The organism is Collinsella acetigenes (assembly GCF_012844445.1).
GTDB classification, from domain to species: Bacteria; Actinomycetota; Coriobacteriia; order Coriobacteriales; family Coriobacteriaceae; genus Collinsella; species Collinsella acetigenes.
In genome coordinates, this window is sequence record NZ_JABBCP010000007.1 from 150,946 (window position 1) to 173,398 (window position 22,453).

Below are 22,453 nucleotides of genomic sequence, written 5' to 3' on the forward strand. Positions count from 1 at the left end.
AGCAAAGGGGCCGCTCGAATGTAATCCGAGCGGCCCCATGCATTTAAATGTTCCAGTGCGCGCCAGGAAATTGCTACTCCCCTGCCGGAACGAGAACGCCATCCAAGTACGTGGCGTCGAGCGTAAGATCATCATTGAGCACGACAAAATCAGCACGACGGCCCGGGGCGATAAAACCACAGCGATCGTCGATGTGCGCAGAGCGAGCCGGAACTTCGGTGCCCATGCGAATCGCCTGCTCAGCCGAAACAATGCTCCAATCAAAGACATTTTTGACCACGTCGCACATCACGGCGACGGAACCAGCCAGGTTGCCCGCATCGCGCAGATAGCAAGCACCGTCACGCATAACCACGGGCAGGCCACCGCTCACGTACTCGCCATCAGGCATGCCCGCGCAACCCAACGCGTCGGTGATCAGGGCAACATGGTCCCAGCCCTTGGCGCGAACCAGCGCCTCGACCGCCGCAGGCATCACATGATGTCCGTCGGCGATAATCTCGGCATACGTGTCGGGCGTGACCATCGCACAACCCACGATACCCGGGTCGCGGTGATGCAAACCGCGCATACCGTTATAGGTGTGGGTAAAGCATGTGGAGCCCGCGTTCACGGCGGCAAGAGCCTCGTCGAAGGTGGCATCAGAATGGCCGATGCTCGTCACAATATTCTCGGCGGCAAGCGCGGCAATATACTCGAGCGATCCCTCGTGCTCGGGAGCAAGCGCGCTCTTTACGATGCGACCGCCCGCGGCATCCTGCCAATTGGCAAACAAATCATACGAAGGGTCAATCAAAAAGGCAGGATTCTGCGCACCCACGTGCTTTTGCGTAAAGAACGGCCCCTCCAGGTAAATGCCCTGAATGCGAGCGCCCATAAACTCATCGCCACGGGACTCGTCCGCCTCGGCAATGGCGGCACAAGCCGCGCGAATGCTTTCGGGAGCCTCGGTGAACGTAGTGGGAACCCAAGAGGTAGTGCCGCGGCGCACGAGCTCTGCACTAGAAATATTAATCCCCTCGGCGTCGCAATCGGTCGTTGCATGGTTAAAGAATCCATGGATGTGCGTGTCCACAAATCCCGGTGCAACCCAACGGCCACCGCAATCGACAATCTCACAATCAGGCATCTCTGTTTGCCAAGCTCCAAAGTTACCATCGACAACCGGTAGATACCCCGTGTTCATAACCCTTCCAGGCAGAACGAAGCGAGCGTTTGAAAGCGCATATATTGCCATTTTTATTACTCCCTGTCGTATCGATTATCCTAACGGTTCGTCGCCGTCATCGAGCCTATTGTGCGTCGTTGCGATAGTGGAACACCTTGTACTTGAACTGGTCGGCACGGGCAACGGAAAGCGTGTACTCGATAATCTCGTTATGCATGTTGTACGTAACGCGCTCGAGATCCAGCACCGGTGCCCCCTCGCCGATACCCAGAAGACGGGCGTCCGCCGGACGAGCGATACTTGCGTAGAACTCCTCCTCGGCAACACGCACTTTTTCGTGAAAGACACCCTCGATAACCTCGTAGAGCGACTTCCCCTCGAGCATCGGACGTTTGAACATCATGAATTTGCGCATGGGCAGATTCGTTCGCTCGATCATAAGCGGCATCTCGTCCGCGCAGCGAAGACGGTCGATTTTAATGACCTTCTCGCCTAAGCGCAGACCCATATGCTCGGCAAGATTCTTATCGGCTTCGATCTCGGAAAACTCCAGGATGATGGTCTTGGGGTCACGCCCCATCTCGCGCATCTGCTGCGTAAAGCTATACGTCTGCATGAGATTGGTAGTATGAACCGAGCGATCGGCAACAAACGTACCGCGCCCGTGCTGGCGAATCACCAAACCAAGGCTCTCCAGCTCCTGAAGGGCAAGACGTACCGTCGTGCGAGATAAGCCATAGCGCTCCGAAAGATCACGCTCGGAAGGAAGCATGTCACCAGCAACGCACTCATGCTCGATTTTCTCACTCAAAATATCGACCAGTTGGTCGTACAGAGGCTGCTTCCTACTCGTTAAAGCCACGTCAGACCTCACTTCCAAATATCCTCAAAATCCATGCGCCAATCAGTCTGTCTCCGCACAAACCGGCGTCAAAATCTATTCGAACAAAACGCCGGAATCTTCTATCGGCTCGCTCGGAACGCGCTGAACTTCCAGCTCAACACCCAAGTCCCGCAGCTCCTTGAACGCGGCGACGTCCGCGTCGTCCACCGCGACGCTCGCAGTAACCTGGCGCCGCCCCTCTGCCATATGCATATTGCCCACGTTGACCTTCTTGATAGGCACGCCCGCGCGGACAAGAGCCAAAACATCTGTTGGGTTATCAACCACGAGAAAAATCAGCTGATCGGAAGATGCTCGATGAATCACATCGATAGTTTTTTGCAGCGAAAAATAACGCATGGCGACACCTGCGGGAGCGGCCATATCCATAAGGCGCTGACGAACGTCGCTTTTGGCGACACCGTCGTTAGCAACCAAGATCAGATTCGCTCCGACCACAGCATTCCATTGAGTAACGACTTGCCCATGAATGAGTCTGTTGTCGATACGCGTCAGAAGTATGTTCGGCTCTGCCACGCTGTACATTCCCTTCAAACTACCGTCGTGCGGAGCTCCACGCGAAACCATCAATACACCAACCGACATGATCGGTCACAAGCACGAGGACCCTAGCGATGGCTAAATGCCTTCCCCCTTCTCGCTAGGGTCTTCGTACTCGACCGCTCGCAGCCGAGGCAGATGCCGATACTTCACACCATCTTTGCCAGCAGCGATAAGCTCCTCGACCATATCGTCGAGGGTATAGTCGGACTCGAGATAATCGAGCGTATCAAGAAGCATCGGAACGTTTGCCCCTGCGATAACGGCGACATCGGAATAATCCTGTGCTGCAATCATTGCCTGATTCCAAGGGGTGCCGCCCATAAAGTCGGTGAGAACAATAACCCCGTTCGACTCTGCTCTCAAAGAACCGATGGCCGCATGCAATTTGGCAGGATACGTCGCCGCACGATGATCTTCAAAAGAAAGGGCTTTGATACGGGGCTGGGAGCCTGCGACCATATTGATAGCGCTTAATAGCCCACCGGCAAACTGGTCGTGACCAGTCAAAAGTAAACCGATCATTTTCTGCCCCTTATTCTCTGGTTTAACTGGTCTCTGGATGTAACCAGTTGGAAACGTAAATTGGATTATACCAGCGTGTAAGGCTTTTGCTTCCCGTATATCGAAAAAATAGTGCCTGACCATAGGAAATGTTGAAACTGCCACCGTATTTTGACAATCGCTTGAAAAGCCGATTCCACAAGCCCGTATACCGTCCCAAAACACAGAGCTACCGTTCGGCATATGGGCAGTCTAAACTAGCAAATCAGAGGCCCTGCTCTGCTATACTTTATAGGCTTTTACCTTGTGTTTTCTAGTGAATTGGAGACAAAACATGGGTTTGTTCGATCGCTTCAAGCAGGCCGCAGAGCCGGTCTCGAACAAGACGGTTATCACCGCCCCGGTAAGCGGCGAGCTGCTGCAGCTTTCCGAAACCACCGAGCCGGTTTTTTCGAGCGAGATGATGGGAAAGGGCGTTGCGATTAACCCCTCTGAGGCAACCATTATCGCCCCCGTCGACGGCACGGTCACCGTCGCCATGCCGCACGCTATCGGCATCGTTACCGATAACGGCATCGAGGTGCTGATCCATGTGGGCATCGATACCGTGGACATGAAGGGCGAGGGCTTTGAGAACAAGGTGCCGCAGGACACCAAGGTCACCGCTGGTACCGAGCTGCTCAGCTTCTCGCGCGAGAAAGTCGCCGAGGCCGGTCATGACGACACCGTCTTCGTCATTATCTCCAACACCCCCGACTGCCAGGAAGTTGTCCCTGTGGCAGACGCTCCTGTCAAGGCAGGCGATTCGGTGATCACCGTCACCAAGTAGCCTTCTCTTATAGCTCATATAGAAATCGAGGCCCCCGCTGCAGCTACTTGCAGCGGGGGCCTTTTGTGATATAAAGCGCCTTCCCAGATGCATCGGGGCGCACCTGCCGGGAAAACATTCAAGAATTCTCGCTTTAACGAGCGAGCTCGCCGAGCCATAAAAAAGGACCGTCCCCGCGGAGAGGGACGGTCCAAGTCAAGCAGTAAGCCGGTGACTCAGTTCAGATGTTAAATGAGCTTCTGGAGCTCGTCGCACACAGCCTGAACCTGGGTGCCGATGATGACCTGAGCGGACTCCTTGGAAGGAATCATAACGCCCACGGCGCCGGCCTTCTTGCAGGCGGCCTCGTCGACCTTGGCGGAGTCAGCGACCTCGAAGCGCAGACGAGTGGCGCAGAAGTCAACGTTCTTGACGTTGTCCTTGCCGCCCACAGCAGCCAGAACACCCTTGGCGATGGCAACGTACTTGTCGTCGCTGGAAGCGGCAACAGCAGAAGCCTCGTCGGTGTCCTCGTCCTCACGACCAGGAGTCTTGAGGTCGAACTTGGTGATGGCAAAGCGGAACACGAGGTAGAACACGATGAAGGCTGCGATGCCCAGCGGGATGATGAGCCAGGTGTTCTGAGCTGCCGGGAGGGAAGCGGAGAACACAAGGTCAGTAGCACCAGCGGAGAAGCAGAAGCCTGCACGGAAGTTCACGTAGTACACGATGATCGTGAAGATGCCGTAGAGGGCAGCGTACACGACGTACAGCGGGAAGCACAGGAACATGAAGCCGAACTCGAAGGGCTCGGTAACGCCGCAGACGAAAGCGCAGATAGCAGCGGAGAGAACCAGGCCGATAGCAGCCTTCTTGTTCTTAGCGGTCTGAACGATAGCGAGGGCAGCACCCGGGATACCGAACATCATGCAGGGGAAGAAGCCGGACATGTACATGCCGACGCTCCAGTTGGCACCGTTCTGGCCCATGACGTCGCCAGCCCAGAAGTGGGACAGGTCGCCGAGGCCGATGGTGTCGAACCAGAAGACGTTGTTGAGGGCGTGATGCAGACCGGTGGGGATGAGCAGGCGGTTGAGGAAGGCATAGATGCCAGCGCCGACGCCGCCCATAGCGGCAATGCCGTTGCCGAGAGCAACGAGGCCGTCAAAGATGATGGGCCACACGAAAAGCAGGATAACGGAGACGACGATGGACACGACGGCGGTCATGATGGCAACGCAGCGCTTGCCGGAGAAGAAAGCCAGCCAGTCGGGAAGGCGGGTACCCTTGAACTTGTTGTACATGGAACCGCCGATGATGGCAGACAGGATGCCGATGAAGCAGTTACCGGCGATCTTGGAGAACGCGATGCCTTCGGCAGTGGTGAGCCAAGCGGCCTGAGCGTCAGCGTCCATACCGCGGACCGCGCCGACGACTGCAGGGTTGAGCAGCTGCTGGATCATCAGGAAGGCGACGAGGCCAGCGAGGCCAGCGGTGCCGTCATGATCGTCAGCCAGACCAACGGCAGCGCCGATGGCAAACAGCCATGCCATGTTATCGATAAGTGCGCCGCCAGCCTTGATGAGCAGGAAACCTGCGGTGTAGGCTGCACCGGATGCCTCAGCACCGGGGACGCCCATGACTGCGGGGGCGAGCATGTAGCCAACACCCATAAGGATGCCGGCGACGGGCAACGCCGCGACGGGAAGCATCAGCGCTTTGCCGAGCTTCTGGAGGTACTTCATCATATTAATTTCCCCCTACCTTTCTTCGTTGTGGTTTCGTGATCCACACCTGCGCCTTTGAAAGTCGACCCCTCCGCGGGCCATATGAGTTCTTGGCGCGTTTTTAAACCCAGCCGTGCCGGGAGCTGGTTACAACCATATCACAAGAGGTTCAAACCTCGTCCACAAAGCCTTCAAATTTCAATCTGATTGCTGAACGGTAAGAAATCGACCCGTGAGTGGTAGTAACCATTGTTTTTATGAAGATGAACGTAGCATTAGAAATCTTTGAGAGCTTTTTCTTCCGCACGAAGATCAAAAACCCTTGGAATCCGTAGGTTCATAAAAGGCACATTGCCGTCAGCTATCTCGTTTCGCCCTCAGTCGACCCGTTCTACAGGGGGACGCAGCATGCATTGCTCTCTCCCCCAAATGCAAAAAGGGCCCCGTTGCCGGGACCCTCCTCGTTTCGATGGAGCCAACGAGCGGATTCGCGTATGCCTCCGGCATCCGCTGCCACGCGGCCGGCTGCCGCCGCCCGCTCGCGCGCTCGGCTACGGGCAGGCCACCGGCCTGCCCGCTTCACGCCTTGCGACCTTATCGGTTCGAATCCCCGTCTCCCCCAAATGCAAAAAGGGCCCCGTTGCCGGGACCCTCCTCGTTTCGATGGAGCCAACGAGCGGATTCGAACCGCTGACCTACGCATTACGAGTGCGTTGCTCTACCAGCTGAGCCACGTTGGCATATCATGCGGTTGACGGGCGCATGCGCGTCAACGGTTGATAATCATACGGGTAAGTGCGCAAACGCGCAAGACCCTTCATTAAATGTGTCAAATTAAACCTGTCGTTTTTCTGACACATACAGTAATCGGCCGGTCGCAGTCGCGGGTCGCTAATGGCCACCCAAGTAGGAAATCGTTCCTTTAAGCACACTTTGAGTTGCAGCGGCGGCCTTCTCGGCAGCCTTAAGAGCATCCTCGTGGCTATTGTCGATCATGCCCGCCTTGTTGGTCACGAGCGTGACACCCAAGACCTCCATGTCCAAAGCCTTTGCCATGATAGCCTCGCACACCGTCGAGCAGCCCACGTAGTCGGCGCCCAGCGTATTGAGCATGCGCACCTCGGCGGCAGTCTCATACGTGGGACCCAACAGACCGGCATATACACCCTCTGCAAGATGCAGGCCCGCATCACGAGCCGCCGCACGGGCAAATTCGGCAAGGTAGCCAGAGTAAGCACCCGCCATAGGGATAAACGGCGTATCCGCCTCGGCGGCAGCGACACCTTGAGGAGTCGCCAGCGGGTTTTGACCAGTAAGGTTAATGTGATCGGTAATGAGGCCCACCATGCCCGAAGCCACAGCAGAAACAGCGCCCGAAGCCACAGCAGAAACAGCGCCCGAAGCGCAGGTGAGGATGATGTCGCGACAACCCAAGCGATGAGCATGACGGACAAGCGAGGTCACCTGCAATGGGCTGTATCCCTGATACAGGTGCACACGGCCCGGATACACCACCACGGGAACGCCCTCAAGCGTGCCGATAATCACCTCGTAGCGATGCCCTTCTACAGGAATCGCCTCGGTGGGAAAGCCATCGATATCCTCGTACTTGATGCGGCGTACCACGCGCACCTCATCGGCAAGCGGGGCCAGGCCGCTGCCAAGCACCAACGCGATGGGATGCTCCATGCTTGGCTCGCAATACTCAACAAGCTTCTCGTCTGCTACCACGATGTGTCCTTCCTGCTCAAACAAGGCGGCCGTCACACCAGAACCGGCGCGAAGCTGCCCCGAAAACGTGCCGTCGTATATGCGGTCAAAGCCGCACGATGGGCTCTTGGATTTTAGGATAGCAAGACTCGCGCCGCATGCGCGTGCGATATCGAGCGAACGGCGAGCACCATCCGCGTACGCACGGGTCACGTCAACGCCCTCGGCCGTAACGACCCGCGACCCGCGCCGTTCCGCCGGCGGTCGCGGACAGGCAGGGCCGCCCAAGACCTCGGGACAAACGGGGACCACCGCCCCTTCTCCCCCGCGTCTGCGCAAGCAGTCCGCTAAGCGTTTGACCGCTAAAGAGGGCTTGGCGCCCCCGTCGTAGCGAACGGGAGCGCCAAGCAGGCATTCACTTATGAGAACACGAAGCGACATCGCGTCTTCCTCGTGCCTTTACTGATACAGACCGTACAGGGTAATATTCGCCTTGGCATACAGGCCATTGACGAACTCGGTCCACTTGCCGCCAGACTCAGAGTTGGCCTGCGCATACTGCTGATAGGCCGTGTAGTAGGCGGTCAGCGCCTGGCCATACGTAGCGGAATCAGCCGTGAACTCCTGGCCGGCAAGCGCCTGCGCGTACACACCGTCGGTGGAAGCCCAGGTGCCCTTCTTGGCATCCCACTCATCGCCCGCAAGCTTGATGATGTAGTCGGCGTAATCCTTAGATGCGGTGTCCTCGTTGCCGTCCTCCGGCTGCGCGGGGGCCTCGGGCATGGTGGCAGAAGAGGTGCCCACGATCTTATCGTAGAGCTTCTGCATGGTAGCCTGCTGCTTGACGATGGTCTTTGCCTGATCCTTGGTCACGCCGTACTGCTGAGACATCTGGCTGTAATCGCTCATGCCCAAAGCGCCCTCGGCATACTCCTTCATCTCCTTATCGGTAACGGAGATACCGCGAGCCTCGGCCTCGTTAAGCAGAATGTGGTTACGTGCATAGGAGAGCACGATATCGGCGGAAGGCGTGGGATAGGTGCCGTCGCTTTGCTTGACGCTGTCCAGACTGTACTGGCTCTCAATAGCCTCGCGCGCGGTGACATCGATGCTCTTGCCGTTATAGGAATACGAAGCCACAACGGTATCGAGCTGATCGGACGTGAGGGAGGCGGAGTCGGCGCCCTTGTGGGCAAAACCGCCCGAACCGATAAAATAGCCCAAAACAGCAGCGATGATCACGGCCACAACGGCGATGGCAATGGCAATCTTCTGACGCTTGCCACGACCTGCAGCCTCGTCGTCCTCATCGTCGTCTTCCTCATCTTCCTCGGGCATGAGGTTCTCGTCTGCCGCGTCCTCAGCCATCTCGCGCTCGGCACGCTCGGCCTCTTTCTCAGCGGTAGTACCGGCAGCCACGTGCTCAGCGGAGGTACCCTCCACGAGCTCCACCTCGTTCTCATCGATATCGCCCGGGGTATCGCCACGGCCGATGATCTCGATGCCGTCGATCTCTTCACGGTCGTTTTTCTTCTGAATCAAACCCATATCGTGTGCATTCTCCTTATCCATGCGCATAGTAACTGCGCTACACAGCAGCGAGCCGCGGTACTGCCATATCGCGGCTCACATAATAGCATCTCTACAGATTGGCGATTACCGCGTCGGCAAACGCCTGGGTGCCCACGCATCCTTCGGTGGAGCCGGTCTGCGCGCGGCGAACGTCGCCCGTCACCGATTCGCCGGCGGCAAGCGTCTTCTTGACCGCCTCGCGAATACGCGTGGCGGCCACGCCCTCGCCCAAGTGATCGAGCATCATGCAGGCGGAAAGAATCTCGGCCGTGGGATTGGCGATATCCTTGCCCGCAATGTCGGGAGCGCTGCCGTGCGTCGCCTCGAAGATAGCGATGTCGCGGCCGATATTGGCGCCCGGCGCCATGCCAAGGCCGCCCACGAGGCCCGCCGCAAGGTCGCTCACGATGTCACCGTACAGATTGGGCAGGACCAGCACGTCGAAGGCGTACGGATCTTGCACCAGGCCCATGCAGGTGGCGTCGACGATCTTGTCGTTAAACTCGATATCCGGATAGCGCTCGGCCACCTCGCGGGCAACGCGCAAGAACAAGCCGTCGCTTGCCTTCATGATGTTAGCCTTGTGCACTGCTGTCACCTTATGTCGACCGCAACGACGGGCATACTCAAAGGCGTACTCCACGATACGACGCGAACCGGAAACGGAGATGGGCTTTACCGAGATGGCGGAATCGGGCTTGAAGGTCTTTTGCCCCGATGCCTCGATAAGCTGCGAAAGCTCGGCTACCTCGGGCGCTCCCTCGTCAAACTCGATGCCCGCATACAAATCCTCGGTGTTCTCGCGCACGATCACCAGGTCGATATCGGTATAACGGCTGCCGTCGCCCGGCATGGACAGGCAGGGGCGCACGCAGGAATACAGGTCAAACTCACGACGCAGGGCCACGTTGACACTGCGAAAACCCGTTCCCACCGGCGTGGTAATGGGACCTTTGATGGCAACCTTGGTGGAGCGAATGGCATCGAGCACATGCTCGGGCAGCGGCGTGCCAAATTCGTCCATCACGCCAGCACCGGCATCCACCACGTTCCACGCGATATCGACGCCAGAAGCGTCCACCACGCGGCGCATGGCCGAAGTAATCTCGGGCCCAATGCCGTCTCCGGGAATAAGTACTACGTCGTGGGCCATCTGCTACTCCTCGTCGTCTTCGGGTTCGTCGGTTTTCGCCACCATGCGAGCGCGCTTTTGAGGCTTCTCAAGTTTGAAGCGCTTGACAAGCATGTTGTAAATCTCAGAAGAACGCGCCTTGAGATAGCTGCCCTTGCCGTTCTCGGCATCGAACTGCAAACGGCCGGCAAGCTCGGCAGCGACGCCGCCCTCGATCTTGCCCTCGGCGAACTCATGAAGACAACCGAGCATATCGCGATATTCCAAATCGCCGTGATAGCACTGAATCGCCTCGTCGAGAATGGGCCAAACCTTCTTGGACCGGCCGCGCTCGGTGGCACCCCAGGTGACAAGCAGGCGGAAGGCCGAGAAGTGCAAAATCGAAGAAAGGTCATCGAACAGAGCGGCCTCAGCGCCGTCAAAGGCGGCACCGATCTCTTTAGCATGCTCGGGAACAAGCAACGTCAGAGCATCGAGAATCTCCCAGCGCGTCTGGGCCTCCGGACGATAGAGCGCATCGATCAGGTCGGGAATGAACTCGGAAAGCAGCTCGGGCTCACGCTGTGCCACGAGTAGCATCACATGAGCGGCCATCTGGCGCTTGCGACGGCTGTGACCGGAGAGGTCGTCGACCAAGGCGCTCAGCGCGTCGCGATCGTTCTCCACAAGCGCGAGCTGCTCGGCTTCCTCGGCGGAAAGCTCCTGTTTCATTTCTTCTGCCATGACCAATCTACCTTTCGTTCCTATTTGCGCGAACCGGACGTGCGAGACTTCTTTTCCACCGAGATAAGATCAGGTGCGTCCTCACGGGAGGCACGGCGCCTACGGCGCTCCTCCCCGCATCCCTTCTCGGCAGTTTCGCGATGCGAGCGGTTCACGTTAAATGCCTTGTCGTGCACGGCCCACGGACCCACCGACTCGCCAAAGGCCATCTTCAGGCCCACGATAGCGCCGGCAAGCAGGCCGACATCCACAGAGTAGAACAGCGGGACGGCAGCCAAGATGAACGAAAGCAGCACGGCAATGACAATGGCAGCGCCGTTCATCTTCCAATAGTCCGCACGCGTGACGGCGCGCACGCCCACCGTGTTTCCAATAAGAAACCCGATGTACACGCTAAATGCAAAGAGCAGCAGCGAACAGACGATAAAAGCGATATCCATTACGCCCTACTCTGCGTCGTGGCCGTGGCCACCGCAGCAGCAACCGCCCTCGTGATGACCGTGATGGTCGCCGTGGCCACCGCAGCACTCATGGCCATCCTCATGGTGATGGCCACAGCCGCACTCGTGCTCACCCTCGTCGTGGACGGGAGGATTGTAGAGCGACCAATCGAGACCAGCCGCCACGGCGTCGGCCTCTTCCTGGTACAGCAACGTGATGGCCTGGGTACCCAGCTTGCTGCCGCCGATGGCGTCGAGCATGTCGTACAGGGTGAATGCGGTATCGGCACCGGGGAGGGCAAGCTCCTTCTCCTCGGCGGCGGCAAGCGCCAAGCGCAGGTCCTTGAGGAAATGCGTCACCATGAAGCCGGGCTTCCAATCGCCATCGAGCGACTTGGGTGCAAGCTGCTCCATGGCACCGGAGCGGCCCGTGCCGCCTAGGATCATCTCGCGCGTCTCGGCAAGATCGAGGTCCATCTGCTGGGCGAAGGAAAGGGCGTCTGCCATGCCCACCATGCAAGAGGAAAGCGCCACCTGGTTGGCGAGCTTTGCAGCCTGGCCCTTGCCCGGGCCGCCAAAGCAGTAAATCTTGGAGGAGAACGTCTCGAGAATGTCGCGGACGGGCTCGATGCCCTCATCCGTTGCGCCGACGATCAGCGTGAGGGTGCCGGCGATGGCACCGGTATCGCCGCCGGTCACCGGGCAGTCGAAGGCATGCTTGCCGTAGGTCTCGGCGGCCTCAGCGATATCACGAGCAAGCTCGGGAGCGCTCGTGGTGAGGTCGATAAGGTAAGCGCCGGGCTTGGCGGCAGCCAGCAGGCCGTCGCCGGAAAGATAGATCTCCTCAACGTCTGCCGGATAGCCCACCATGGTGAAGACGACATCGGCGTCCTTGGCAGCGGCGGCGGGGCTATCTGCCCACACGGCACCGCGAGACACAAGGTCATCGGTCTTGGCCTTGGTGCGGTTGTAGACGGTGACGGGATAGCCAGCATCCAAGATGTGGCCGGCGATGGGTGCGCCCATGATGCCCGTTCCGATGAATGCGACAGACAGCTTCTTGTCAGACATGCAGGTACTCCTTAAACGTCAAACGTGTGCATGCAAAATGATAATCGATGGGAAGAGAGGCTTTAGGCCTTGGTGGCCTCGGCGCCGCGCACGCGATTGGCGATGCGATCGGTAAGCGAGATCTTCTCCGTACGGTTCTTACCCCAAAAGACGATAGCGACCATGCCCGGACCCACATGCGAGCCAATGGTGGGGCCCACCGAAGCGCGCAAGACCGTCAACTCGGCGCATCCGTCCTCTTTACGGATGGCAGACTCGAGCCAGTCGCCATCTTTCTCGCAATCGGAGGTGAGAATGCCTACCGGCAGTGCCGGGTCGAGCACGTAGTTTTCCTTGAAGGATTTGACGAGCGATTTGAGCCCCTTCTTGCGACCGCGATTCACGCCCACAAGCGTAAGCGAACCGGACAAGTCGTAAGACATTTCGGGCTTGATATCGAGCTTGCTGGAGAGCTGCGCCGCCGCAGGAGGAATGCGTCCGCCCGCTGCGAGCGCATCCAGGCTGTCGATCGTAAAGAAGCCGTGGATATAGTGCTTTGCCTCGTTTGCCCAAGCTGCAAGCTCGCGAGCGTTGAGGCCGGCAGCGCGCTGGCGAACCGCCTCGAGCGCCAAAAGGCCGGCAGCTCCGCAAGGTGAGCAATTATCCACCACGTAGATCTCGAAATCGGGATACTGCTCACGCACCATATCGGCCGCTTGGCAGGCCGAGTTGTAGCTGGACGAGAGACCGGCGGTGAAGCTCAGGTATACCGTAGGCGTGCCCTCTTCGGCGCAGCTGGTGAAAAATTCGACGAAGCGCCCCAGCGATACAGCAGAGGTTGAGGCATGGGCACCCTGACGAAGCTTCTCGTAGAACTCATGCGGCGTAATGGACGACCAGATATCGTCGGTGTATTCCACGCCATCCAAGATATAGGGAAATCCCAGGATATCCACATCGAGCGTGGCCGCAATCTCGGGCGAAAGATCGGCGCAGGTGTCGATCACGATACGGCAGCGGCTGGAATGGCCTCCGACGGTGGGTTTGCTCATTGGCAAAGCTCCTTCATAGAAAAAGGCGGCCACCCCGCATGGGATGGCCGCCATCCTTGTTCATGCATTACCATGCATAGTTTACTCGTCGAGGGTCTCGATCCTCGGCTTGATGATGCCGTATCCACCATTCTTACGGTGATAGACCACATTTATAAGGCCCGTTGCGGCATTTTCAAAGACATAGAAATCATGACCCAGAAGGTCGGTCTGGACGAGTGCCTGCTCCTCGGTCATCGGCGTGACGTCGATAACCTTCTCGCGCACCAGCTGATCGTCTTCGTCTGCAGGGATAAGCAGATCTGCAAGGTCCTCGACGGGCTCGATGGGAGCGACATCTGCCGCAGAGGCACCCTGCTGACGGTTGTCCACTACCTTGGTCTTGAACTTACGAAGCTGGCGGGTAGCCTTATCGGCTGCGCTATCGATAGCGGCATACATATCGGAACCGTGCTCGGCCACGCGAATCACCGAACCGCGGGCGCGAATGGTAACCTCGACGATTGCCGGATTGGGATTAGCGGGGTTCTTCTCGTAGCGCAAAACGACATCAACCGTCATGGGGCTGATGTCGAAAACCGAACAAGCCTCACCGATCTTTTCGTCAACGCGCGCACGCAAAGCATCGGTCACGGTCGTCTTGCGCCCAGAAACCTTGATATCCATACGCGACTCCAATCTATAGGGGACCTTAAAGTACTCTGTTCATACCCAACTTGCCACGCGGGTAACCGAAAAATGTAAACCCCCGTTTACGTAATGGATTACACCAGCCGCCGAAGATTTGCGCCCGCAGCCCCAAAGTGGGCTACGGGCGCAAAAAGATCGCGATGATATATCTGACCTGGTCGTTTTATCGATTGACGTCGTTGATGTCAACCGTCAAGGGCTGTTCCTCGGCTGCAGTAGACTGAGAATCAGCAGAATCGCTCGTCGTATCGTCCTGCGTTTCATCAGAATTATTACCCGCGTCCGACTCGTCAATCACCACGCCGGAGACAAGCGTATTGGCAAGGGACAGAGGAGTCGAGCCATACCACAGCGTATGAATAGCATCGAGCGTGCCGTCTGAGCAGATGGTGTCGAGGACACGGCCCAGCTTTTCCGTCAGCTCGCTGTTCTTGGCAAGGGCGGCAACGCTAAACTTCGACACCGACCCAATAGTTCCCCCAAAGGAAATGTCGCTGTAGGCGCGCGAAAGGTACGAACCGGCAGTCATATCGCACGCCACGTACTGAACCTCGTCGGACTCAAGCGCCGCAAAGCACTCGTTGACGTTGTTGTAGGTCTTCTGCTGGGCGTTGATGCCTGCGCGCGAAAGCGCATCCTGCGAGGCAGAAGACATCTGCACGCCGATAGTTGTAGAAGAAAGATCGGAGGCGCTCACGCTGAGCTGACCGGAGTCGGATTTGCCAAAGATCGCGCACGCATCCTCGAGGACATCGCCCATGACCTCGACTTTGGACGAGGCGTCGCTGGAGGTGGCGCCCAGATAGATGTCGGCCTTGCCCGACGTAAGGACGTCTTCTGCACTCGTGGCGTCGACAAAAACGACATCGAGACCAAAGTGCTCGGCAATCGAACGGCCGAGGTCGGCCTGATAGCCGGCGATGCTGCCATCCTGGTTTGTCATGGCCTGCGGGGCATTGGAGGTATCGAGGGCGACAGTAAGCTTGCCTTCCGTCACCAGCGCCGATGACTTGATATCGGTTTTGGCGACCACGCTTTGAGTATCCTCGCTCAACGACGGCGTGAACAGCGAGCAGCCGCCCAAGCCAAGGGCAGCCATCAAAGCAAGCGTCATCGTGGCCGCAAGGGTCGTCTTCCTTACGCGCAGCATCGTCTTCTCCATTCCCCCAAAGAAGGGCGTCCTCTTACGGTCCGCGCCCATGCGCGGGAAAAATACGTTGCGTCCCCCCAGCTGACCTGGTTTTTGACCCCACACCTGCGCACTGGAGCGTTTGCTCACGCCGCCTCAGCGGCCCTCACTACTAACCCGCTCGTCCGGGAGGCAACCATTGCCTCGCAAAAGGAAAAACGGACGGTGCGGCTTACTTCTAGGACGCGCCATGATCGCGCCGCGCGCACGCGGACGCTTACGTGGATCCCTTTGACCGCGTCTGTCATGGACTGAGAAGCGCCTGAGCGCCCCCGCAACCACAGCCTGGGGAGAACGAAGCGAATTATATCAGGAGTAAAGCGTTTTCGCACGTAAACGCGGCCACAATGCAGCGATGTACACGTTTTTATGCCCCATCACCACACGCGCGCGAACGCCAGACAATCGATTTTAACCGCCCCCGCCCGCTTCAAAACCTCCGCGCATGAGCCCATTGTCGCCCCCGTGGTGATAACGTCGTCGATCAAAAGAAGACGCATGCCAGCAACGGGTTCCACCACGTCATACGCATCCGCCGCGTTTGCCAGACGCCCTCCCCGGCCAAGTTTTCGCTGGTCGCACGCGTCCCATTTCGCAAGCGCATCGAGTACGGGAATCCCCATTAGGTTAGAGAACTCACGAGCAACCGCTTCCATATGGTCAAACCCGCGACGTCGATATGCCACAGACGTTGCCGGAACAAAGACCACGGCATCGGCGTCGAGGGCAAAGGCATCCATGCGCTTGGGAACTGCCTTCTGAGCGCGATGCACGGCATCAAAAAGCGCATGTGCAATCCATGCAGCAAGGCGACGCTCGCCCCCATCTTTGTAAGCACGCACGATGCGCGCGGGCACGCCTTCAAACACACATGCCGCAAGGCAGCTGTTCGCCTCTTTTTTGTCCTGGCAAGATTCCGATTGGCATTCTGTACAGAGAAGATTGCCAAAAGGCGCTCCGCAGCGAAGGCAGGCAAAGATGGGGTCGATGATCACGATGCGCGCGGCGCAGGCATCGCACACCAAAGACCCCGGACGCTCGCAGGCCACGCAGCGCGTGGGCGACAGAAGCTCAAGCGTCGCGTCGCGCACCCGCTCCCAAGGCGTAGATGGAGGATAAGAAAGCACAAAGCCCCCTTGTCGACAGAGGCAAGAGGGCTTGAATCAAGCATACCCGCACGCGCAAACGCGACGGTGCAGCTGCGCGCAAGTTGCGTTATCTACTCGGCAGACGGAGTGTTGTCGGCGCCGTCCGCACCTCCGCGCGGCTTGCGCGAACGACGGCGACGGCGGCGCGGAGCCTGGTCGTCGGCAGTCAAGGCGCCCGCACCATGCTCTGCCGCACGCGCTCCCCCGCCATCGCCAGGACGGCGGCGCGTGACCTTGACCTCGCCCGAAGCCACCTGATCGGCCACAGAAGGCACCTGCGGCTTGCTCTGCGAACGCTCGCCGGTCGGCTGTCCAGACTGAGAAGCGGACGTGTGGCGACGGCGACGGGAGCGGCCGGGAGCGCCGTCTTTCTCCGATGCGGAAGAGGCCGCCTCGCGAGCTGCCGCGGCGCGGAAAGCGTCGTCGCGCTCCTCGCTCGAAAGATGGCGACGACGACGGCGCGAGGGGGCCTGTCCCTCGGTCGCCTCGCGTGCAGAACCGCGATTGTCGCGCGTGCTATCTGCACCTGCACCGGCGCCCGAACGGCGACGACGACGGCGCGGCGTTTGCTCGTCGGCCGCACCCTGGCCGCGATCATCGCCTCCGCGACCGCGCTGGCCGCGCTGAGAACGCTCTTCGCCCCCATGTTCACCCGAGCGCTGGCGACGATGGCGTGCAGGCGCCTCGGGCACCAAGCGATCGGCGCGGGAAAGGCCATCGCCCACGTCGATGCCCGCCTCGCGGTCGAGTTCCATAAGGGCAAGCGCGATGTCCGGGGACTCGATGCGCTCCAAGATGTCGCGCGTCACGCAGTCGGGACGACAGCTGCAGCCCTGCTCCTCGGCACGCTTCTTGCAACCTTCGGAGCAGGTCATATCGGAAAGGTTCACACGAAAAACCTTGCCGCTCTCCAGGCGCAAAACCAACTGCTCGCGCGGCGTGTTGTACTCCTGGATCTTGGCCTTGCCAAGCGGGGTGTCGATCAGCGTCTTTTTCTTGGGAGCGCGGCTCTTGAAATCCTTATAGGCCTCGAACTCGTAGCGCAGGCAGCACATCAGACGACCGCAAACGCCCGAGATCTTAGCGGAGTTGAGAGGAAGGTCCTGCTCTTTTGCCATGCGAATGGAGACCGGCTCGAACTGGCCGCCAAAGCGCGTGCAGCACAGCTCCTGCCCACAATGGGCATAGCCGCCCACCAGGCGCGTCTCATCGCGCACGCCGATCTGGCGCATGTCGATACGCGTGTGAAAGCACGAAGAGAGGTCTTTGACCAGCTGACGGAAGTCTACGCGATCCTCGGCGGCAAAATAGAAGACAACCTTCTCGCCACCAAACAGATACTCGACGCCAACGGGCTTCATGTCCAGCTCGTTTTGCTTAACCAGGCGACGGAAATCCTCCATGGCGTCGTCACCGCGCTGGGCCAGCTCATCGGCATAGTCCAAATCATCATCGGTAGCGATGCGCAGCACGGGCTTGAGCGGAGCGGAAAGCTCGTCTTCGGGAACCTCAAAGGGATCTGCGGTCACCAGGCCGATCTCGGTCCCGCGCTCGGTGGAACAGATGGCATGATCGGCCTCGACGATGTCCAAGCCTTGAGGGTCAAACCACAAATCGCGCGAGGCGTAAGCGAATTTAACGGGAACAACTACGGGCATAGAAGCGCCTTTCTTATATCAAAGAGCATGACCTCGCAGGTCAGCTGGGGAGTTATGTTACGCGCGATGCGATGCTCGGCATCGCCTACGGCCTCGATGGCGCGCACGATACCCGTACACGTCGCATGCTCGGCCAAACGACACGCAATGTCTCGCGCGTCCTCGTTGACAATCGAAGCGGCATCGTCTTGGACAAGCAGCAAAACATCGCGCAGCAGCGATCGTACGCACGCTAGCGCTTCCATGATACCCGAACGCTCGCGCGCCGTAAGCTCGCGCTTGTTGCGATCCTCCAGCTGCTTCAAGGCTCCACGCGAAAGATAATCCGAGTCACGGTCGAGCATCGCTTTCTGCGCATCCTTAAGCTCTGCAAGCGGCGCCTTGATAACGCCAAGCAGGTCGCGCACAGAAAGCAAAATGTCCGCCTCGTCTGAGCGTTTGAGCATGTCGATAGCGCGCAGCATCTGGCGGCGCGCCTCCTGGCGCTCGGCGCTCTTGAGAAAACCGATGGCAGCATTGGGCCCTCCCGTTACGGCTACGGCCATGCGACAACGAGCAAGGTCGACGCCGGTTGCACGCGCCACGGTCTGGGCAGATTCGTCGAGCGGCAACGTGCGAAACGGCACGCACTGGCAACGCGACACGATGGTGGGCAAGATGGTATCGGTCGAAGTGCCCAGCAGGATGAACGTCACCGTCTTGGGCGGCTCCTCGATAGTTTTGAGCAAGGCATTTGCCGTATTTGCACGCATCTGCTCCGCGCGGTCGATGATATAGACCTTGTGCTTGGCACGAATAGGGGCCAAAGCAACATCCTCCAACAGCTCGCGCGTCTGACTGATGAGATAGCCCGTGGCACTTTCGGGAGTGTAATAGTGCACGTCCGGATGCGTGCGACGCGCCGCGCGCATGCAGTTATCACAAGCCCCGCACCCGCCATCCTCGCACAAAAGAGCCTGAGCAAGCGCCCATGCAGCCTCGAGCTTGCCAGAACCGGGAGCGCCTACAAACAGATAGGCGTGAGCGGCTCGGCCGCCTTCCACCGCACGTGTCAAAAAGCTCTTGACGCGCTTTTGACCAGATAGCTTTGCCAAAAGCGATGCGTCGGCCACCATCAGGCCACCTCGGTCTGCTCGAGAGCAAGAGCCGCCTGCATATCGGCGTCGGACAGGGCAAAGCCGGCCCTACGAACACAGGCGACCGTCTGTGCAAACACCTCGGCCACGCCGGCCGAGGCATCAATCAGCTTCACGCGTTCGGGCTCCAGTTTCGCAATGGCGCGAAACCCCGCAGCGACGCTCTCCTGAAAGACATCGCCCTTGAGCTCCATGCGGTCTTGGCCTGCGCGTGCGGCGCGGCGGGCAAGCGCCTCGTCAACGCTCACATCGTAGACGAGCGTGAGACGCGGAGTGCACTCCCCCACCGCAAGAGCGTTGGCGCTGCGCACCATCGCGCAGTCGAGACCATCGGCAAATGCTTGGTATGCCGTAGTCGAATCGTAAAAACGATCGCAAACTACCACCTGGCCCGCTGCCAGGGCCGGAACAATGACCTCTTCCACAAGCTGAGCGCGCGCCGCCTCAAAAAGCAAAAGCTCGCACGTCTCGCTCATCGCCGCGTTGGCGGGGTCGAGCAAAAGCGCACGGATTTTCTCGGAAATCTCTGTGCCGCCAGGCTCGCGCAAGCGCAGCACCGCGCAGCCCGCATGCTCGAGAGCGGCGGCGAGCAAACGCGCCTGCGTCGACTTTCCGCAGCCATCGATGCCCTCCAGGGTGATAAAGGCCGGTGTGCTATGGGTATCAATCGTCGGCATGAACTCTCCTTGCCGATTGTGTTCGTTGTGCTCACCTATCATACCGCGTAAGACGGACAAAGCCCGCCGCGCGGCGGGCGCAAGCGGGCTTCATGTGTTCACATTGGCGCATCGGGCACCAATCAGTTACCAAAATCCCCCGACGTGCCCACAAGGCCATCATCGCCGTTGAGGGCCTTGATGTAGATGACATGCGAGCCATCGGCATAGGTGCCCATCTCATAGTCGCGCGTGATGAAGAAGATGCCTGCTTTATCGCGGCCATAGCGATCCATCTCGCAAAGGTGATCGCGCACGTCGCCAGTGTCGCTGATACCGGGATTGGCACGCACGAACGCATCGATGGCGTCGGAGGCCAGGCCCGCTAGCGTGTCCTTGTCGATTCCCAAGGCCACGTCGGCGTCGACTTCGGTGCCCTTCGAGAGATCGTAGTAGACCACCGCATTCTTGTTCCACCCATGGGGACCGCCCGCTGTGTAGTAGCGCTCCTGGAACACGCAAGCTATCGAGCCGTCGAGAGACACCATGGTGTCGTAGCGGTTCTGCAACACCTCGGCAGCACCGTTCCCGTTACCGCTCAAATCGAGCCTCCAGGAGGACGTAGCGTCGACATCGGCGTCAAAACTCTCCTTGAGCTTGGCGTTGAGGTCTTTGCATCCGTTCGCCTTACCGTCCTTGGAAAACTGGAGATAGGTCCAATCGGTATCGACAGGAAGGGCAACGTCACTGGAGGCATCGGGTACCGGTACAGAAACCGTCTTGATGTCGGCAGAGTACGATGCATCCTTTGCGGTCTCGCCCTTCTTGGTCGCAGCACCCTCCTCGAGCGCCTGGGTGGTCTTTGCCACCAAGCTGGGAAGGTCGTTCACCGGATAGTACGTTCCCTCGCCATAGAAGCTAGCATCCTGGAGATAGTTGATAAGTCCATAGCTCAGGTATGCCGGATAGGAATCCTGGAAATCCAAGAGCTCGTCGGAGGTAGCGTCCTTGCCGTTGATGGTACAGGTGGAGTCAGACGAATCCGATGACACGTTGGCATCGGAGTGTGCCGAAGCGTCCTGTTTGAACTTCGAGCCGTCCATGACGTAGAAAACCGTGTCCGTCGTCTCGTTGTAGCCAGCGTCGCCAAGATCCGTATAAGAACTGTCTTGGGTCATAAGGTAGAACTTGCCATCTTTTTGATGAACGCTCACCCACGTCACACCGCCGTTATCGTGCTCGACGTTCGATTTATCAAAGACCTTGACGATTTTGCCGTCGCGATAGGCCCATACCTCGCTCTTAAACGACTGAGCTTGCTTGTCCATCCAGCCGTCCACGTTCGGATTAGCAACCTGCGTGTTGTAGACCACGAACAGCTCGTTCATGCCATCGCCGTCAAAGTCCACAAGATCGGCTACACACAGGCCGGTTGCCAGATTGTAGGAGCCGCCCCATTCGGTTGATCCGCAGGCGCCGTACGTATCAGTCAACTCCTTGATCTTATCGAGGAACAGACCATAGGCCTTCTGCTCATCGGTCTTCCCATCTTCTTTTGCAGGAGCCTTCTGGGGCTTTGAGGGCACCGCGATAATCGCCTCGGAGGGAGCCTTCTTGTTCTCCTTGTCGTAATTGACGGGAATCTTCTGCTCGCTATCGGCATCATCGGAATCGTGGTCCACGATCACCAGCGTGTAACGATTGTTGGGGAGATCCTTGAAGTCGGAGGGCTTGAAGCCCTGATCGCCTTTGACCGTAAGATGATACGGCGTGGTCTTGATAGAGGAAACGTCGCCTTTTGCCTTCTCGTTGATGAGGTAGGCGTCGTAGGAATTCATGAGGTTGCCGTCTTTGCCACGCGGCTTGATGACGGTTGTCACCGCAAGCTCAACCTCGGTGTCCTGGCCAAACTCGATATTACCTGTACCTTTGTTGCCCAGCAGGAAAAAGGCGGCGACGCCGATGATGACGATAACGAGAATCGCCGCCGCGATGATAAACGGCGTCTTCTTTTTCTTAGCAGCGGTGTCGGCGGGAACCGCGGGCGCATCGGCGGCAGAAGCGGCCTCGGGCTCGGCAGACACGGTATCGGGACCCGGCGAAACATCGGGATTCGGCGTGGCGTTGGAAGTCGCATCTGCGGGCACAAGAACAGGAGCCGCAACGGTCGCGTCGGGGGCATCGCCCTCTTGAGGATCTCCCTGGGCGCTCACCGGAACGTCAGCTCCATCACGAGCGGCAACCGGCGCACCACAGTTGGCACAAAAACGAGCGTCGTCGCTCAACTTGTTCCCACATTTTGCACAAAACACCGGAATCTCCCCTCATGAATTGCCATTCGGGAATAATCCTATATCAACGACAGTTTTGCATCTATACGAAAAAAGCCTCGTCCGAAGACAAGGCTTTTAACATTTGATGGCGGGAAGTACGGGACTCGAACCCGCGACCTCCGACGTGACAGGCCGGCGCTCTAACCAGCTGAGCTAACTCCCCATCAGCAGGCGTTGCTGCGAGAGCTAGTATACACAGAACTCTAAGATGCGCGCAACACTTTTTTAAAAATTTTTTCCGACGCCTGACTATCGAGCAACCGAACAGACGGTTAATCACACCCCGCACTCAATGAATTTGCAGGTAGACAGC

The 22,453-nt window shown here is 58.6% G+C and carries 20 protein-coding genes and 2 tRNA genes; 1 reads left to right on the top strand and 21 read right to left on the bottom strand.

Going from position 1 to position 22,453, the window contains the following annotated elements; translation table 11 throughout:
* Positions 1–73: 73 nt before the first annotated feature.
* From nagA to HF320_RS08215, 4 genes are all read right to left on the bottom strand, one after another.
* Positions 74–1,186: an N-acetylglucosamine-6-phosphate deacetylase gene (nagA, locus tag HF320_RS08200; RefSeq protein ID WP_349290722.1), complete on the bottom strand. Its 1,113-nt coding sequence runs from the start codon at positions 1,184–1,186 to the stop codon at positions 74–76.
* A 106-nt stretch (positions 1,187–1,292) separates the two neighbouring features.
* On the bottom strand, positions 1,293–2,030 hold the full coding sequence (locus HF320_RS08205) for a UTRA domain-containing protein (protein WP_169277864.1): 738 nt from the start codon (positions 2,028–2,030) through the stop codon (positions 1,293–1,295).
* A 75-nt stretch (positions 2,031–2,105) separates the two neighbouring features.
* Positions 2,106–2,588, bottom strand: coding sequence for a PTS N-acetylgalactosamine transporter subunit IIB (agaV, locus tag HF320_RS08210; RefSeq protein ID WP_169277865.1), 483 nt, complete (start codon positions 2,586–2,588; stop codon positions 2,106–2,108).
* A gap of 102 nt (positions 2,589–2,690) precedes the next feature.
* Positions 2,691–3,137, bottom strand: coding sequence for a PTS sugar transporter subunit IIA (locus tag HF320_RS08215; RefSeq protein WP_169277866.1), 447 nt, complete (start codon positions 3,135–3,137; stop codon positions 2,691–2,693).
* 313 nt (positions 3,138–3,450) lie between these two features.
* Between HF320_RS08215 and HF320_RS08220 the strand changes: the two genes are divergently transcribed.
* Positions 3,451–3,945 (top strand): PTS sugar transporter subunit IIA, encoded by a 495-nt coding sequence (locus HF320_RS08220; RefSeq protein ID WP_169277867.1) that lies wholly within the window; start codon positions 3,451–3,453, stop codon positions 3,943–3,945.
* A 227-nt stretch (positions 3,946–4,172) separates the two neighbouring features.
* Here the strand turns inward: HF320_RS08220 and HF320_RS08225 are convergent, their stop codons facing one another.
* The 17 genes from HF320_RS08225 to HF320_RS08305 all read right to left on the bottom strand — a co-directional run bounded on the left by HF320_RS08225 (position 4,173) and on the right by HF320_RS08305 (position 22,303).
* Positions 4,173–5,672, bottom strand: a complete 1,500-nt coding sequence (locus tag HF320_RS08225; protein WP_169277868.1) for a PTS transporter subunit EIIC — start codon at positions 5,670–5,672, stop codon at positions 4,173–4,175.
* 643 nt (positions 5,673–6,315) lie between these two features.
* A tRNA-Thr gene (locus HF320_RS08230) sits at positions 6,316–6,391 on the bottom strand.
* A 151-nt stretch (positions 6,392–6,542) separates the two neighbouring features.
* A complete protein-coding gene (locus tag HF320_RS08235) occupies positions 6,543–7,802 on the bottom strand; it encodes a purine-nucleoside phosphorylase (RefSeq protein ID WP_169277869.1) in 1,260 nt (419 codons plus the stop codon).
* Between the two features lie 18 nt (positions 7,803–7,820).
* Complete coding sequence (locus HF320_RS08240; RefSeq protein WP_169277870.1) at positions 7,821–8,909, bottom strand: SurA N-terminal domain-containing protein; 1,089 nt, start codon at positions 8,907–8,909, stop codon at positions 7,821–7,823.
* 94 nt (positions 8,910–9,003) lie between these two features.
* Complete coding sequence (locus tag HF320_RS08245) at positions 9,004–10,086, bottom strand: isocitrate/isopropylmalate dehydrogenase family protein (RefSeq protein ID WP_169277871.1); 1,083 nt, start codon at positions 10,084–10,086, stop codon at positions 9,004–9,006.
* Between the two features lie 3 nt (positions 10,087–10,089).
* Entirely contained in the window at positions 10,090–10,788 is a 699-nt protein-coding gene (locus HF320_RS08250) for a hypothetical protein (protein WP_040219831.1), read from the bottom strand.
* Positions 10,789–10,808: 20 nt separating this feature from the next.
* A complete protein-coding gene (locus tag HF320_RS08255) occupies positions 10,809–11,228 on the bottom strand; it encodes a hypothetical protein (RefSeq protein ID WP_040219830.1) in 420 nt (139 codons plus the stop codon).
* A gap of 6 nt (positions 11,229–11,234) precedes the next feature.
* Complete coding sequence (locus HF320_RS08260; protein ID WP_169277872.1) at positions 11,235–12,299, bottom strand: NAD(P)-dependent oxidoreductase; 1,065 nt, start codon at positions 12,297–12,299, stop codon at positions 11,235–11,237.
* A 62-nt stretch (positions 12,300–12,361) separates the two neighbouring features.
* Positions 12,362–13,330: a DegV family protein gene (locus HF320_RS08265; protein WP_169277873.1), complete on the bottom strand. Its 969-nt coding sequence runs from the start codon at positions 13,328–13,330 to the stop codon at positions 12,362–12,364.
* Between the two features lie 81 nt (positions 13,331–13,411).
* Positions 13,412–13,996, bottom strand: coding sequence for a ribosome hibernation-promoting factor, HPF/YfiA family (gene hpf / locus HF320_RS08270; protein ID WP_169277874.1), 585 nt, complete (start codon positions 13,994–13,996; stop codon positions 13,412–13,414).
* A gap of 187 nt (positions 13,997–14,183) precedes the next feature.
* Entirely contained in the window at positions 14,184–15,170 is a 987-nt protein-coding gene (locus HF320_RS08275) for a substrate-binding periplasmic protein (RefSeq protein ID WP_169277875.1), read from the bottom strand.
* 416 nt (positions 15,171–15,586) lie between these two features.
* Positions 15,587–16,336 carry a ComF family protein gene (locus HF320_RS08280; protein WP_169277876.1) on the bottom strand — a complete coding sequence of 250 codons (750 nt, stop codon included), beginning with the start codon at positions 16,334–16,336 and terminating at the stop codon, positions 15,587–15,589.
* A gap of 92 nt (positions 16,337–16,428) precedes the next feature.
* On the bottom strand, positions 16,429–18,015 hold the full coding sequence (locus HF320_RS08285; protein WP_169277877.1) for a PSP1 domain-containing protein: 1,587 nt from the start codon (positions 18,013–18,015) through the stop codon (positions 16,429–16,431).
* Positions 18,006–19,130, bottom strand: coding sequence for a DNA polymerase III subunit (locus tag HF320_RS08290; RefSeq protein WP_169277878.1), 1,125 nt, complete (start codon positions 19,128–19,130; stop codon positions 18,006–18,008). Before HF320_RS08290 ends, HF320_RS08285 begins: the two co-directional genes overlap by 10 nt.
* Entirely contained in the window at positions 19,130–19,828 is a 699-nt protein-coding gene (tmk, locus tag HF320_RS08295) for a dTMP kinase (RefSeq protein WP_169277879.1), read from the bottom strand. Before tmk ends, HF320_RS08290 begins: the two co-directional genes overlap by 1 nt.
* 122 nt (positions 19,829–19,950) lie before the next feature.
* Positions 19,951–22,119, bottom strand: a complete 2,169-nt coding sequence (locus HF320_RS08300; protein ID WP_211159027.1) for a zinc ribbon domain-containing protein — start codon at positions 22,117–22,119, stop codon at positions 19,951–19,953.
* A 107-nt stretch (positions 22,120–22,226) separates the two neighbouring features.
* Positions 22,227–22,303: transfer RNA gene (locus HF320_RS08305), tRNA-Asp, on the bottom strand.
* Between the last annotated feature and the right edge of the window lie 150 nt (positions 22,304–22,453).

Coding starts and splice junctions, on each gene's coding strand:
- HF320_RS08235 (WP_169277869.1), bottom strand. CDS start 7,802: ATGTCGCTTCGTGTTCTCATAAGTGAATGCCTGCTTGGCGCTCCCGTT.
- HF320_RS08250 (WP_040219831.1), bottom strand. CDS start 10,788: ATGGCAGAAGAAATGAAACAGGAGCTTTCCGCCGAGGAAGCCGAGCAG.
- tmk (WP_169277879.1), bottom strand. CDS start 19,828: ATGCCGACGATTGATACCCATAGCACACCGGCCTTTATCACCCTGGAG.
- HF320_RS08240 (WP_169277870.1), bottom strand. CDS start 8,909: ATGGGTTTGATTCAGAAGAAAAACGACCGTGAAGAGATCGACGGCATC.
- nagA (WP_349290722.1), bottom strand. CDS start 1,186: ATGAACACGGGGTATCTACCGGTTGTCGATGGTAACTTTGGAGCTTGG.
- HF320_RS08290 (WP_169277878.1), bottom strand. CDS start 19,130: ATGGTGGCCGACGCATCGCTTTTGGCAAAGCTATCTGGTCAAAAGCGC.
- HF320_RS08285 (WP_169277877.1), bottom strand. CDS start 18,015: ATGCCCGTAGTTGTTCCCGTTAAATTCGCTTACGCCTCGCGCGATTTG.
- HF320_RS08220 (WP_169277867.1), top strand. CDS start 3,451: ATGGGTTTGTTCGATCGCTTCAAGCAGGCCGCAGAGCCGGTCTCGAAC.
- hpf (WP_169277874.1), bottom strand. CDS start 13,996: ATGGATATCAAGGTTTCTGGGCGCAAGACGACCGTGACCGATGCTTTG.
- HF320_RS08255 (WP_040219830.1), bottom strand. CDS start 11,228: ATGGATATCGCTTTTATCGTCTGTTCGCTGCTGCTCTTTGCATTTAGC.
- HF320_RS08265 (WP_169277873.1), bottom strand. CDS start 13,330: ATGAGCAAACCCACCGTCGGAGGCCATTCCAGCCGCTGCCGTATCGTG.
- HF320_RS08215 (WP_169277866.1), bottom strand. CDS start 3,137: ATGATCGGTTTACTTTTGACTGGTCACGACCAGTTTGCCGGTGGGCTA.
- HF320_RS08225 (WP_169277868.1), bottom strand. CDS start 5,672: ATGATGAAGTACCTCCAGAAGCTCGGCAAAGCGCTGATGCTTCCCGTC.
- HF320_RS08275 (WP_169277875.1), bottom strand. CDS start 15,170: ATGCTGCGCGTAAGGAAGACGACCCTTGCGGCCACGATGACGCTTGCT.
- HF320_RS08245 (WP_169277871.1), bottom strand. CDS start 10,086: ATGGCCCACGACGTAGTACTTATTCCCGGAGACGGCATTGGGCCCGAG.
- HF320_RS08260 (WP_169277872.1), bottom strand. CDS start 12,299: ATGTCTGACAAGAAGCTGTCTGTCGCATTCATCGGAACGGGCATCATG.